Origin of the sequence: Streptomyces sp. NPDC058653, assembly GCF_042716895.1 — a bacterium.
Lineage (GTDB): Bacteria > Actinomycetota > Actinomycetes > Streptomycetales > Streptomycetaceae > Streptomyces.
The window spans coordinates 1-13,299 of the sequence record NZ_JBHXRM010000012.1 but is presented as its reverse complement, the minus strand read 5'-3'; the positions used below and the strand labels follow the sequence as shown (position 1 = coordinate 13,299).

Below are 13,299 nucleotides of genomic sequence, written 5' to 3'. Positions count from 1 at the left end.
GACCTCAGGAGGGGTGGCCGTGGCCGACTTGGCCCAGATCGTGAAGGCGTACGACGTACGTGGCGTGTACCCGGACCAGCTCGACGACCGGCTCGTCGAGCTGTTCGGGGCGGCGTTCGTGGAGGTCACCGGCGCCACGGCGATCGTCGTCGGTCACGACATGCGGCCCTCCTCGCCCCATCTGTCGGCGAGTTTCGCCAAGGGCGCCGTCCGGCGCGGGGCGGACGCCACGCTGATCGGGCTCTGCTCGACCGACCAGCTGTACTACGCGAGCGGGGCGCTCGACCTCCCGGGCGCGATGTTCACCGCGTCGCACAACCCGGCGCGGTACAACGGCATCAAGATGTGCCGCGCGGGCGCCGCCCCGGTCGGCCAGGACACCGGCCTGGTGGAGATCCGCGAGCTGGTCGAGACGTGGCTTGTGGAGGGGCCCCCGGAACCGGCGGCCAAGCCGGGAACGCTCACGCAGAGTGACACGTTGAACGAGTACGCGGCCCATCTGCTGTCCCTGGTCGACCTCTCGGCGCTCCGCCCGCTGAAGGTCGTGGTCGACGCGGGGAACGGCATGGGGGGTCACACCGTCCCCACGGTCCTCGCGGGGCTGCCCGTCGAGCTGGTCCCGATGTACTTCGAGCTGGACGGCACGTTCCCCAACCACGAGGCCAACCCGCTCGACCCGGCGAACATCGTGGACCTCCAGGCCCGTGTGCTGTCCGAAAAGGCGGACCTGGGCCTGGCGTTCGACGGCGACGCGGACCGCTGCTTCGTCGTCGACGAGCTGGGGAGGGGCGTGTCCCCGTCGGCGATCACGGCCCTGGTCGCGGAGCGTGAACTCGCCAAACACCCCGGTGGCACGGTGATCCACAACCTGATCACCTCCTCGTCGGTCCCCGAGGTCGTCAGGGAGCGGGGCGGTATCCCGGTCCGTACGCGCGTCGGCCACTCCTTCATCAAGCAGGAGATGGCCCGCACCGGCGCGATCTTCGGCGGCGAACACTCGGCGCACTACTACTTCCGCGAGTTCTGGAACGCCGACACGGGCATGCTCGCCGCCCTCCACGTCTTGGCCGCACTCGGCGGACAACCCGGCCCGCTGTCCGCACTCGTCGCCTCCTACGACCGGTACTCCGGCTCGGGCGAGATCAACTCCACGGTGGACGACCAGACGGCCCGCCTGGCGGCCGTACGAGAAGCCTTCGCCGACCGCGAGGGCGTCACGCTCGACGACCTGGACGGCCTGACGGTGACCACCCCCGACTGGTGGTTCAACCTCCGCGCCTCCAACACCGAACCACTGCTGCGCCTCAACGTGGAGGCCCGCGACGAACCCACGATGTCCAAGATCAGAGACGAGGCACTGGCCCTGATCCGAGCCTGAGCCCGGGCGGCCCGGTCGTCCGGCCAGGACGAGGCGCACTGTTGGCGTGCTGGGGGGGGCAACCGGTTGGCGGGTCGCTGCGCCCACTTGGCGTGCCGAGGGCCACCGGCAGCCGGGGGACAGGTCCTCGACGGACAAGGCAGCCGGGGTCCGGGGGAGCGGGACCGGGGGAGCGGGATCTTCAGCGCGCCCGGGCTACGGGCGCGCCGGAGCGGCCAGGCGCCCGGAGGGCGCGGGCCTTGCGCACGCTCCGGTTGCGGGGTACCCGGGAGAGGGCGGGGCCGGCTCCCGGGTACGCCGGAGCGCCAGGGCTCCCGGAGCGCGTCGGCCTCGGGCGGGACCTGCGCACGCTCGGGTTGCGGGGTGCCCGGAGAGGGCGGGTGCCCGCGCTCCGGGGCTCGACTTGCATCCGCCCGACTCCCGGGAATGCCGGAGCGCCAGGGCTCCCGGGGGCGTTGGTCCCGGATAGGACCTGCGCACGCTCCGGTTGCGGGGTGACCGGAGGAGCCGGGAACCCAGACTCCCGGGGCGCTGGAGCGGCCGGTGGCCAAGCTCCCGGCGTCGGGGCGTCGGGGCGTCGGGGCGCCGGGGCGGCCCCGGCACCCCGGCGCCGGAAGGCGAAGGCCCGGGGTCCCTGCGCTTGCTCCGGTTCCCGGGGGCGCGGGTCCGGGCAGAGGGCCCGCTGCCTTGCCCGTCCCCGCACCCCCCGGGCCTCGGCGTCGGCCCCACCGCCCGGAGCGAGCCCCACGTCACCCTCCGGCGGTAGGCTGACGTGGCTCGATCCGCACCACCCCGCATCACTCCGCGCACCTCAGCTCGTTCGAAGGGACACCCACCACATGCCGCTCGAAGCCGGCCTCCTGGAGATCCTCGCCTGCCCGGCCTGCCACGCGCCGCTCAGCGACCACACCGCGGACGAGACCCCCGAGCTGATCTGCACCAGCAAGGAGTGCGGTCTGGCCTACCCGGTCCGCGACGAGATCCCCGTCCTCCTGGTCGACGAGGCCCGCCGCCCCGCCTAGGGCGCCGGCCTCAACGCCCCCGCCAACGCCCGTGCTCACGCGCCACCCACGGCGCCCGGCGATCGGAGACCTACCCGCCATGCTCGACGAGTCCTTGCTCGACGCGCCGGACGCGTTGGCCCGCGCCGACCACCGTGGGCTCCTGCTCGGCGCCGCAGAGGCCGGGGCACGCGTCCGTACCGCCGTCCGGCACGCCGCCGAGGCAGGCATCGGGCAGCTCAACCCGGAGGGCCGCCCCCGCGCCGTACTGTTCGCGGGCTCCGGCACCGCCGCACTCGGCGTCGCCGACCTGCTCGGCGCGCTCGCCGGAGCGGCCGCCCCCGTCACACTGCTGCGCCCCACGGGCGTCGCTCCCGCCGCAGGCGCCCTGCGCTGGGCGCTCCCCGGCTGGGCCGGCTCCGTCGACCTCCTCCTGATCGCCACGACCGACGGCGGCGAACCCGGTCTGGCCCTCCTCGCCGAGCAGGCTTACCGTCGCGGCTGCACCGTCGTCGCCGTCGCCCCGCGCCAGTCCCCGCTCAGCGAGTCCGTCGGCGGCTCCCGTGGTCTCGCCGTACCCATGGCGCCGACACCGCAGGAGCAGTACGAGGAGACCCAGGCCGCCAGCCCCGGTGCCCTCTGGGCGCTGTTCACCCCCCTTCTCTCACTTCTCGACCGCGTCGGACTGCTCACCGCCTCCGCCGACGCACTTCACCTCGTCGCGGACCGCCTCGACAGCACGGCGGAGCGCTGCGGCCCGGCCATCGCGACGTACAGCAACCCGGCCAAGACCCTCGCCGCCGAACTGGCCGAAAGCCTTCCGCTGATCTGGACAGAAGGCACGACAGCCGCCCCCGCCGGGCGTCGTTTCGCCGCCGTACTCGCCGAGCTGTCCGGCCGCCCCGCGCTCGCGGCCGAGCTTCCGGGTGCCCTGCCCGCACACGGCCTCCTCCTGGGCGGCGACTTCGCTGGCGGCGCCGCCGACCCCGACGACTTCTTCCGCGACCGCGTCGAGGAGCCCCAGGCGTTGCGGGCCCGCGTCGTGCTGCTCCGGGACCGCCCCATCGGCGGACTCACCGCCGCGCCGGCCGCCCGTGAACTCGCCATCAGCCACGAGACGCCCATCAGCGAACTGGAGCCGCGGGAGGGCAGCGAACTCGAAGCCCTCGCGGAACTCGTCGCCATCACCGACTTCACAGCCGTCTATCTGGCCCTGGCCTCCGGCAACCACGAATGACCCCGACCGGCTGCCCCTCCCCACCCTCACGCTGAACGCACGCCACCGTCACGCGACTAGGAAGCACCCCATGGACCGCCTCTCCAACACTGTGCGCCCCTATGCCTGGGGCTCCACGACCGCCATCCCGGAGCTGCTCGGCACCGCCCCCACCGGCGAGCCCCAGGCCGAGATGTGGATGGGCGCCCACCCGGGGGCCCCGTCCCGTATCAACCGCACCACCACCCCCCTTGAACATCCGCTCTCCGAACTCATCGCAGCCGCCCCCGAGGCGGAACTCGGCGCCCCCACCGTCAAGAAATTCGGTCCACGTCTCCCCTTCCTCCTCAAACTCCTTGCTGCGGGTGCCCCTCTCTCCCTCCAGGTCCATCCCAATCTCGCGCAGGCGAGGGAGGGCTTCGCCGCGGAGGAGCGCCAGGGCGTCCCCATCGACGCGCCGCACCGCAACTACAAGGACGCCAACCACAAGCCCGAACTGATCTGCGCCCTCACCCCCTTCGACGGCCTCTGCGGCTTCCGAGCCCCGGTCGAGACCGCCGACTTCCTCGCCGGGCTGGACGTCGACTCCCTCAAGCCGTACGTCGACCTCCTGCACGCACACCCCGAGGAAGGTGCGCTGCGCGAGGTCCTCACCGCCGTGCTCACCGCCGACCCCGACGAGATGTCCCACACAGTTCATTCCTCCGCCGAAGCCGCGGCACGCCTCGGCGGCGAGTACTCGCCATTCGCGTCGATCGCCCACCATTACCCCGGCGACCCGGGCGTCATCGCGGCCATGCTGCTCAACCACGTACAACTCCAGCCCGGCGAAGCCCTCTTCCTCGGCGCCGGCGTCCCGCACGCGTATCTGAACGGACTGGGCGTCGAGATCATGGCCAACTCGGACAATGTCCTGCGCTGCGGCCTCACCCCGAAACACGTCGACGTGCCCGAACTGCTCCGCGTCGTACGCTTCGAGGCGACCGAACCCGGCGTACTCCGCCCCGAGGCGTCACCGTCCGGCGAGGAGCTGTACGACACCCCGATCGATGAATTCCGGTTGTCCCGCTACGTCCTCGCGCCCCTCGCGGAGCCCCGCGAACTCACCGCCGACACCCCGCAGATCCTCCTCTGCACCGAAGGCACACCGCGCGCCAACGACTTCGACCTCGCGCCGGGCGGTTCGGTCTTCGTCCCCGCAGGCGAAAAGACCGAACTGACCGGTACGGGCACGGTCTTCCGTGCCACCGTTATCGCCTGAATCAACGCTTCCCGCACGGTCCACTTCGGCGACTGCAACAATGTCCCGCCGTAACCGCGGCGCCAGGGCCGGGGACCGAGGAAGGGAACCACCGCACCCATGAGCGCGTCAGGCGGAACCAAGGCGATCGTGGCGGCGCTCGCCGCCAACCTCGCGATCGCAGTAGCCAAGTTCGTGGCGTTCCTTTTCAGTGGTTCGTCGTCGATGCTCGCCGAGAGCGTCCACTCGCTCGCCGACTCCGGCAACCAGGGGCTCCTGCTCCTCGGTGGCAAGAAGGCGAAGCGCGAGGCGACCCCGGAGCACCCGTTCGGCTACGGCCGTGAGCGCTACATCTACGCGTTCCTCGTCTCCATCGTGCTCTTCTCCGTCGGCGGCATGTTCGCCATCTACGAGGGCTACGAGAAGATCAAGCACCCGCACGAGATCGAGGCCTGGTACTGGCCGGTCGGCGTCCTGGTGTTCGCGATCATCGCCGAGACCTTCTCGTTCCGCACTGCGATCGTCGAATCCAATGTGACGCGCGGCAAGCGCTCATGGAAGGAATTCATCCGGCACTCCAAGGCTCCCGAGCTCCCCGTCGTTCTGCTGGAGGACCTCGGCGCGCTGGTCGGTCTGATCCTCGCTCTCCTGGGTGTGAGCCTGGCGCTCGCCACGGGCGACGGTGTCTGGGACGGCATCGGCACGCTCTGCATCGGCATCCTGTTGATCGTGATCGCCATTGTCCTGGCGGCCGAGACGAAGTCCCTGCTGCTCGGTGAGGCGGCCGGCCTGGAGGACGTGGAGAAGATCAAGGCCGCCATGGTCGACGGCGAAGTCGTCACCGGCATCATCCACATGCGTACGCTCCACCTCGGCCCCGAGGAACTGCTGGTCGCGGCCAAGATCTCGGTCGAGCACGACGACACCGCCGCCGAGGTCGCACACGCGATCAACGCGGCCGAGTCGAGGATCCGCGAGGCGGTCCCGATCGCCCGTGTGATCTACCTGGAGCCGGACATCTACAGCGAGGCGGCGGCAGCGGCCGGCACCAACCCGGCCAAGTCGCCGGGAGGCACGGACGCGGAACCGGCGCCGGAGACGGTTCCCGCCCCGGCCCCCGAGGCTGCTCCCGGGGCGACCGCCGAGGCGGACAAGGACCACTGATCACCCGCTCGCATCCGTATGGAGGCCCCGGCGCACCTCGCGCCGGGGCCTCCTTACGGATGAGGCGCCCCTACGACCGCGCGACGCACGACGAAAAGCCCGTGAGGCCCGGGTTCTGGGACCACTCACGGCGTGGCTTGTACGGGGGCCCGGCACCGGTGCGCTGTGGGGCGGCTGGGCCGATCGGTGTAGATTCGTCATCAGAGCCAGACGTCGCTGCTGATGGCGGTCGGGCGGTCTGCGGCGCGGACCGGCCGAGGGAGAGAGGGCCTCCGACGGACTGCGTTGCGTACGTCCGGGCATTCGTATGCCCGCCGCCGCACAGTCAGCCGTACCCACCCTCGACCCCTTTACGAGGAGCAGCTCGCTATGACCACTGTCGCCAACCGACAGGACTTCAAGGTCGCCGACCTCTCGCTTGCCGAGTTCGGCCGCAAGGAGATCACCCTCGCCGAGCACGAGATGCCCGGCCTGATGTCGATCCGCGAGGAGTACGCCGAGGCGCAGCCCCTCGCCGGCGCCCGCATCACCGGCTCCCTGCACATGACCGTGCAGACCGCCGTCCTCATCGAGACGCTGGTCGCGCTCGGCGCCGACGTCCGCTGGGCCTCCTGCAACATCTTCTCCACCCAGGACCACGCCGCCGCCGCGGTGGCCGTCGGTCCGAAGGGCACCCCGGACAGCCCGCAGGGCATCCCGGTCTTCGCCTGGAAAGGCGAGACGCTCGAAGAGTACTGGTGGTGCACGGAGCAGGCCCTGACCTGGCCCAACTCCTCCACCGGCGGCCCGAACATGATCCTGGACGACGGCGGCGACGCCACCCTCCTCGTCCACAAGGGTGTCGAGTTCGAGAAGGCCGGAGAGGCCCCGGACCCGGCGACGGCGGACAGCGAGGAGTACGGCTACATCCTCCGTCTGCTCAACCGCACCCTCACCGAGAACCCGCAGAAGTGGACCCGCCTGGCGTCCGAGATCCGCGGCGTCACGGAGGAGACCACGACCGGTGTCCACCGTCTCTACGAGATGCACCGTGACGGCACCCTCCTCTTCCCGGCGATCAACGTCAACGACGCCGTGACCAAGTCGAAGTTCGACAACAAGTACGGCTGCCGCCACTCCCTGATCGACGGCATCAACCGCGCCACCGACGTGCTGATCGGCGGCAAGGTCGCCGTTGTTTTCGGTTACGGCGACGTGGGCAAGGGCTGCGCGGAGTCCCTGCGCGGCCAGGGCGCCCGCGTGATCATCACCGAGATCGACCCGATCTGCGCGCTCCAGGCGGCCATGGACGGCTACCAGGTCTCGACGCTGGACGACGTCGTCGGCATCGCCGACATCTTCGTCACCACGACGGGCAACAAGGACATCATCATGGCCGCGGACATGGCCAAGATGAAGCACCAGGCGATCGTCGGGAACATCGGCCACTTCGACAACGAGATCGACATGGCCGGCCTCGCGCAGGTCCCCGGCATCGTCAAGGACGAGGTCAAGCCGCAGGTCCACACCTGGACGTTCCCCGACGGCAAGACGCTGATCGTCCTGTCCGAGGGCCGTCTGCTGAACCTCGGCAACGCGACCGGTCACCCCTCCTTCGTGATGTCCAACTCGTTCGCGGACCAGACGCTGGCCCAGATCGAGCTCTTCACCAAGCCGGAGGAGTACCCGACCGACGTCTACGTGCTGCCCAAGCACCTCGACGAGAAGGTCGCCCGCCTCCACCTCGACGCGCTCGGCGTGAAGCTCACGACGCTCCGCCCCGAGCAGGCCGCGTACATCGGCGTGAAGGTCGAAGGCCCGTACAAGCCCGACCACTACCGCTACTGATCCACAAACACCGCCGCTGACACCAGCGGTACGGGCAGGCCCCCACACCCCCGTGTTGGGGGCCTGCCCCGCTTTCCCCCCGCTGGTCCAGCCGGCCACCGGTCCCCGGTGGTTCCCGCGTACGCGAGCCGCACCGCCCCGCGCCCTCACGACGCCACCACGGCCCCGGAGGACACCGAAGGACTTCCGCACATGCCCCGTGGCCGCTACTCGCTCCACGATCCGCACGACCACACCCCCCTGGGTGAAGAACACTTCCACTGCGCGCCCGGCCCGTCCGGCTGGCGCTACGTCTCCCAGATCACCGCTCCCACCGGCGACCACGCCGGTTCCGTCGACCTCACCCTCGACGAACTCGGCCGTCCCATCCGTCTTGAACTGCACGCCGCGAGCTGGCAGGTCCGTGGCGCCGCACTCGACGGCGTCACCTGGGTCCGCACCGACCCCTCCGGCACCGAAGCCACCGAAGGCAATGTCCGCGCCCACGCCTTCACCGGCACATCCCCCGCGTTTCTGATCGCGACCACCCGTCTTCTGCGCCTCGTCCCCGCTTCCCCCGCGACCCGAGTCCGTCTTGTCGCCTTCACGGACCCGGTGCTGGCGCCCCGGACTCTCGACCAGTCCTGGGCGCTACTGAGAAGTGAAGCGCATGCCACTGACAATGGACCGCTCACCGTGGACGAGTACCAGGTCAGCGCCTTGGACACCGGTGAACAGCACAGCGTCCACATCGCCGGCGACGTGGTCCTCGCGGCACCGGGCATCGAGCTCGAAGACCTGGAAACCCCGCCGTCGGCCCTGCCCTGACAGCCGAGTCGGCTCCGTTGTCCGTGGGGTGTTCGTCAGGAGACGAACTGCTGACCGCCGTCGATGTCGTAAGTCCCGCCGGTCAACGCCGTGTTGACCATGAGGTGGACAGCCAGCGCCGCGACGTCCGCGGGTCCGACGACACGGCCGATCGGCAGCGTGGCGCGCAGTTCGGCGCGGCGCTCCTCGATCTCGTCGCCCAGCAACGAAGCCGAGAGCGGGGTGTCGACGAAGCCGGCGGCGATGAGGTTGACGCGTACGGGGGCGAGTTCGAGCGCGAGGGCCGCGGTGAACGGAGGCAGTGCGTTGGTGGCGGCGGACGCAGCCCCCAGACCCCGGCCGACGCGCCGTGCTCCGGTGCCGCCCATGAACACCAGGCTGCCTCCCGGGTTCAGCCGCCCGACGGCGTTGCGCCCGACCTCCACCTCCAGCACCGCGTGATCGCTGATCGCGTCCCGTACCTCTGCCGCGCTCATGTCGAGCAGCGGCCCGTAGGCGGGGCCACCGGCTGTCACCATCACGTGGTCGACCGGGGTCGGAAGCTCCCCGAAGAACGTCGCCAAGGCCGCGGGATCGGTTGCGTCGAACGCCTCCGTGCGCGGCGTGCCGAGTTCTTCGGCCGCGCGCTCCAGCCGGCCGGGATCGCGGCCGACAAGGATGAGCTCGGCACCCGCGGTCCGGGCACGCCTGGCCGTCTCCAGCCCGATTCCGGCGCTACCGCCGATGACAACGACGGTCTGGCCGAGCAGTTCGGGCTTGCTCGCTGGGATAGCCATTGCCGAGTCCTCCTCTGCATTCCCCCGCTGGGAATCCGCTTGGGTCGACAGCCTTTTCGACCCCTCCCGTCCAAACGGTCGTACGCCGTGAGGCATCGGCCTCTCGGTATCAGCGGCCGGCCAGGCGGGTCTTGATCTCCTGGAGCAACCAGCCGTTGCCGTCCGGGTCGCCGAACGACGCGAAGGAACCGTAGTCCGCGTGCTCGGGAGCCGGCCCGTCCACGCGTCCCCGGGTCCCGGCATGGTGGAAGACGCCCGTGACGTCGTGGAACACCTCGCTCACGTCCACTCCGCGCGCGACGAGATCCGACCGGGCCGCGTCGATGTCGTACACGGAGAGCTGCATGCCCTGCGCGGAACCGGACGGGGCCGAGGTGACGCCCTCGCCGAAGACGATCGAGCACAGGGAACCCGGCGGGGTGAACTGCACCACCCGATTGCCCTCTTCGACGGTCAGGTCGGCATCCAGTCGCCAGCCGAGCGATCCGTAGAACCGCGTGGCCCGGTCGACATCGGAGACAGGCAGGAGCACCACTTCAAGTCGCATCTCACCGGCTTGCACCGGAGGCGTCCCGGGACTCCCGGAGGATTCCGCTTCCACGCTGCCCATCTCTGCCTCCAGCCGTCGGTGGCACGTGAGGATTGAGCACCCGTTCCCACACCATGAGAACGGCCCCCACCGCCCCACGCAAGCGCGGGACGGCGCTACCGAGCGGCCCCGGGGGAGCAGGAGCGGGCTCCTGGACAGTCGGAAGCGGTCAACCGGGGATATCTACTGGTGGAACCGCGTCGGCACGCGGTGGGCTTGCTGATCTCACAGACGAGGAAGCCGAACACGTCTACGCGGCTGTGGTAGGAGACCAGGTCCCTCACCTGCATGTTCACCTCATGCCGCGCTACCCCGGCACTCCCCGGCACTATTGGTGGACCTGTGTTGACGAGGTGCCTGCGAGCCAGCTTGTAGGCATGACGCCAACGGACTTGATAGTCAGAATGAGACGGCGTCCTTGGACAGGGCGTCTCCAGGCCATCACGCAGCTCCATGCCGCGCACCCGGCGCCCCAGCAGTTCGCCACAAGCCCGGGGATCGGAAACAGCTGCTGCGCCTGTCTGTGCCTCTTAAGAGGGTGGCGCGAACCCGGAAGCCGGGGGAGCGGCGGTTCCCGGCTCACGCCCTGCCTCCGCGGCTTCCTGCACCATCTCCGCGGGCCGCGCTACCTGCGGCTCGGCGATCTCGGGTCGCCGCACGGGCGGCATCGCGAGTTCGACACGGCCGGTCGACGAACCGGGCGCGGACCGGCCAGCCGTCCCCGAGGGGGAGCCGAACGCCCGCCGCGCGTCCCGCGCCTGCCGTTCATTGACCACGGCCGCGAGATACGCCGCCGGGGGCACGCCGTGCGGAAGCGGCACACCCGTACGCGCAGCCATATCGCCGGCCAGCCGCTGCGCCATCGACCAGCCGACGCCGGGGTCGAGCTGCGTCATCCGCGTCAGGTACTGCCGTACGGCCAGCCAGAGATCGTCGGGCACGGACGACAGATCCAGCTCGGAGAAGCGCCCGACCAGCCACGGAGGCGGAGGAGGTACGGAAGGAGCCCGATCGGTCGGCACACGCTCCCGTACGACCAGGGTCCCGGCGAACAGGTCCCCGACCCGACGCCCACGCGCCGACACGAGCGAGGCGACGCACGCGATGACCCCGAAGGACATGAGCAGTTCCACCACACCGATCGCCCCGCGCACCAGCGCGTGCCGGAAGCGGATGGGCCCACCGTCGTCCCGCACGACCCGCAGTCCACAGGCCAGCTTCCCCAACGACCGCCCGTGGCTGAGGGTTTCCACGGCGATCGGCACACCCACCGGTATCAGTAGGAAGCTGGCGACAGCCAGCGCCGCCACGGCGGCCGTGTCCAGCGAATCCGTCGCGATCGCGAGAACGATCGTCACCACGATGTACCCGGCCCACACCACCGCCAGGTCGATGACCACGGCCAATGCCCGGCTCGGCAGCCGCGCGGGGCGCAGCCCCAGTACGACCGCGTCGCCCGTGACAAGCTCATTCACCGGTGCTCACCCTTCGCCGACCTTCTCTGCCCCCGGACAGCTCAGTCTGCCAAGCTGGCCTGCAACGTGCCGCAGTAGTACGGACCGTACGCACCCAGTGCCTGGAGCAGCAGCCGACCATGGATCTCGACGTCTTCGTGACGGCCCACCGACCCGAGTGGGACCGTCTGGAATTTCTCCTGCGCCGAGGCCGACACCTCACAGGTACCGAGGCGGACGAACTCGTCGCTCTCTACCAACGCACGGCGACCCATCTCTCCCTGATCCAGTCCAGCGCCCCTGACCCCATGCTCATCGCGCGCCTGACCCAACTGGTCGCGCGGGCTCGCTCGGTGGTCACGGGCACCCGCCGCGCGGGCTGGCGTGACGCCGCCCGCTTCCTTACGGCCAGTTTCCCCGCCGCCATGTACCGCTCCCGGCACTGGTGGATACCCGCGGCCCTGCTCTCGGTGCTCGTCGCCTCGGTCATCGGCTGGTGGATAGCGGCGCACCCCGAGGTCCAGTCGGCCATCGGGGCTCCCGACGACCTTCGACAGATGACCCGACCCGGCGGTGAGTACGAGACCTACTACTCAAGTCACCCCGCAGCGTCGTTCGCGGCCCAGGTATGGACGAACAACGCCCAAGCCGCCGCCATGTGCCTCGTCCTCGGCGCCTTCCTCTGCTTCCCGGTGATCTGGATCCTCTTCCTCAACATGCTCAACCTCGGCGTCGGCATCGGTCTGATGTCGTCCGCCGGCCGGCTGGACACCTTCCTCGGCCTGATCCTGCCCCACGGCCTGCTCGAACTGACGGCTGTCTTCGTCGCGGCGGGCACGGGCCTCCGACTCGGCTGGACCCTGATCGACCCCGGCCCGTACACACGCCGCACGGCACTTGCCCAACAAGGACGCGCGGCGGTGGGCATGGCGATCGGACTGGCTCTGATCCTCTTCGTGTCGGGCGTGATCGAGGGCTTCGTGACCCCCTCCGGCCTGCCGACATGGGCACGCATCGCCATCGGCGTGCTGGCCGAGCTGGCCTTCCTTGCGTACGTGTACGTGCTCGGCGGCCGAGCGGCCCGCGCGGGCTACACGGGCGACGTGGAGAGCGCCGACCAGAGCGCCCAGCTGCCCACGGCAGCCTGATGTGCGTTGCCCGTTCCTGAGCTGCTAGTCTCCACTTCACTCCACAGGGATCCGTGCCGATCGTTGACATGGTCTGTGTGGGGAGGTAGATTTGAAGGGTTGCCTCGGAGCTGGACAGGCTCGGGAGCGACGGTTAATCTCTACTCAGCTTCGAGCGGGAATCGAATTCCCGCGAAGCTCTCCGACACATCTTCCGAATCGCAGCGGCCGATTTAGTTCGACCCCGTTGTTTCTGATAATGTCGGCCTCGCCGAAAGGCAAAAGGCCAATCCAAAGGCCATCGGACCTCTTAATTGAGACTCCTTCTCCATGAGAAGTGAGACGCAAAAAGAGTCTGATAGAGTCGGAAACGCAGGACAGCAAGACCGAAGGGAAAGCCCGGAGGGGCCCGGAGACGGGACCGAAGGAAGCGTCCGTTCCTTGAGAACTCAACAGCGTGCCAAAAGTCAACGCCAGATATGTTGATACCCCGGGCCTGGTCCACTTGATGGTGGGTTGGGTTTGGGTTCCTTTGATAGAAACACAGCGAGGACGCTGTGAACACCGGGTCTTATTCCGGCCCGGTTGTTCCGCTCTCGTGGTGTCACCAACCCCTTACATTGTGGGGGGTTTGGTTGAGCATTCACGGAGAGTTTGATCCTGGCTCAGGACGAACGCTGGCGGCGTGCTTAACACATGCAAGTCGAACGATGAAGCCTT

The 13,299-nt window shown here is 69.6% G+C and carries 11 protein-coding genes and 1 rRNA gene; 9 read left to right on the top strand and 3 right to left on the bottom strand.

Annotation, left to right across the window (positions count from 1 at the left end):
* Positions 1-19: 19 nt before the first annotated feature.
* The 7 genes from ACFWU9_RS12975 (at position 20) to ACFWU9_RS12945 (ending at position 8,633) form a co-directional block, all read left to right on the top strand.
* Positions 20-1,378, top strand: a complete 1,359-nt coding sequence (locus ACFWU9_RS12975; protein WP_384317339.1) for a phosphomannomutase/phosphoglucomutase — start codon at positions 20-22, stop codon at positions 1,376-1,378.
* An 839-nt stretch (positions 1,379-2,217) separates the two neighbouring features.
* Positions 2,218-2,400 (top strand): Trm112 family protein, encoded by a 183-nt coding sequence (locus ACFWU9_RS12970; protein ID WP_384317336.1) that lies wholly within the window; start codon positions 2,218-2,220, stop codon positions 2,398-2,400.
* Positions 2,401-2,479: 79 nt separating this feature from the next.
* Positions 2,480-3,616: an SIS domain-containing protein gene (locus tag ACFWU9_RS12965; protein WP_384317333.1), complete on the top strand. Its 1,137-nt coding sequence runs from the start codon at positions 2,480-2,482 to the stop codon at positions 3,614-3,616.
* Positions 3,617-3,686: 70 nt separating this feature from the next.
* Positions 3,687-4,856 carry a mannose-6-phosphate isomerase, class I gene (gene manA, locus ACFWU9_RS12960; RefSeq protein ID WP_384317331.1) on the top strand — a complete coding sequence of 390 codons (1,170 nt, stop codon included), beginning with the start codon at positions 3,687-3,689 and terminating at the stop codon, positions 4,854-4,856.
* Positions 4,857-4,955: 99 nt separating this feature from the next.
* Positions 4,956-5,999 carry a cation diffusion facilitator family transporter gene (locus ACFWU9_RS12955; protein ID WP_384317328.1) on the top strand — a complete coding sequence of 348 codons (1,044 nt, stop codon included), beginning with the start codon at positions 4,956-4,958 and terminating at the stop codon, positions 5,997-5,999.
* A 369-nt stretch (positions 6,000-6,368) separates the two neighbouring features.
* Positions 6,369-7,826, top strand: a complete 1,458-nt coding sequence (ahcY, locus tag ACFWU9_RS12950; protein WP_384317326.1) for an adenosylhomocysteinase — start codon at positions 6,369-6,371, stop codon at positions 7,824-7,826.
* Between the two features lie 192 nt (positions 7,827-8,018).
* Positions 8,019-8,633 carry a hypothetical protein gene (locus ACFWU9_RS12945; RefSeq protein WP_384317323.1) on the top strand — a complete coding sequence of 205 codons (615 nt, stop codon included), beginning with the start codon at positions 8,019-8,021 and terminating at the stop codon, positions 8,631-8,633.
* 35 nt (positions 8,634-8,668) lie between these two features.
* On the opposite strand, the gene ACFWU9_RS12940 is transcribed toward ACFWU9_RS12945, so the two are convergent.
* The 3 genes from ACFWU9_RS12940 to ACFWU9_RS12930 form a co-directional block, all read right to left on the bottom strand.
* Positions 8,669-9,409, bottom strand: coding sequence for an SDR family oxidoreductase (locus ACFWU9_RS12940; protein WP_384317321.1), 741 nt, complete (start codon positions 9,407-9,409; stop codon positions 8,669-8,671).
* Between the two features lie 109 nt (positions 9,410-9,518).
* Positions 9,519-9,956: a VOC family protein gene (locus ACFWU9_RS12935; RefSeq protein WP_384317319.1), complete on the bottom strand. Its 438-nt coding sequence runs from the start codon at positions 9,954-9,956 to the stop codon at positions 9,519-9,521.
* A gap of 572 nt (positions 9,957-10,528) precedes the next feature.
* Positions 10,529-11,473, bottom strand: coding sequence for an RDD family protein (locus ACFWU9_RS12930; protein ID WP_384317317.1), 945 nt, complete (start codon positions 11,471-11,473; stop codon positions 10,529-10,531).
* A 119-nt stretch (positions 11,474-11,592) separates the two neighbouring features.
* Here ACFWU9_RS12930 and ACFWU9_RS12925 point away from each other — a divergent pair, with 119 nt between their 5' ends.
* Together ACFWU9_RS12925 and ACFWU9_RS12920 are read left to right on the top strand one after the other, a co-directional pair.
* Positions 11,593-12,600 (top strand): stage II sporulation protein M, encoded by a 1,008-nt coding sequence (locus ACFWU9_RS12925; RefSeq protein ID WP_384317314.1) that lies wholly within the window; start codon positions 11,593-11,595, stop codon positions 12,598-12,600.
* Positions 12,601-13,221: 621 nt separating this feature from the next.
* Positions 13,222-13,299 (top strand): 16S ribosomal RNA (locus ACFWU9_RS12920); the annotation flags it as partial.